Source organism: Micromonospora sp. NPDC052213 (assembly GCF_040679695.1).
Lineage (GTDB): Bacteria > Actinomycetota > Actinomycetes > Mycobacteriales > Micromonosporaceae > Micromonospora.
In genome coordinates this window covers 1-456 of record NZ_JBFAVI010000400.1, presented here as the reverse complement: position 1 = coordinate 456, position 456 = coordinate 1, and the positions used below count along the sequence as shown (strand labels likewise).

General features: G+C 55.3%; 1 protein-coding gene. It reads left to right on the top strand.

Annotated elements, in window-relative coordinates; translation table 11 throughout:
- Positions 1-456, top strand: a 456-nt coding sequence (locus tag AB0L34_RS34255) for a phosphotransferase (protein ID WP_363709826.1), incomplete at both ends; no start/stop codon positions are given.

Below are 456 nucleotides of genomic sequence, written 5' to 3'. Positions count from 1 at the left end.
TTGCTCACGCCGTTGGCGCGCCGGGTGGCTTCGCAACCGTTTATAAGGCCCGAGATGATGGTGGGAAATTCGTTGCCCTCAAGGTGGTGCGCAACGGCAAGCTCAGCAGTGTTCAGCGAGAGCTCGATATTTTACAGTCTCTGAATCACCCCAATATCGTTCGCATCCTAGATGCAGGAGACATCCCGTCGGGGGATCCGTATCTAGTCATGGAGTATATAGAGGGGCCGACGCTGCGAAATTTCTGCGAGGCTTCGACTAGGCCGGATGAGCATATGCTTCTGAAATGGGCTGTGGCTTTGTTGGAGGCGCTAGAGCGTATGCACCCACGCCCGGCCGCAGTCGATGAAATCCGTAAGCGGCATGACGAGTTGGACGGTGACGTCGCGCAGGCGATCTTCGAAGCACAGCACGGAGTAGTTCATCGAGACATTAAGCCGGACAACGTTATACTAA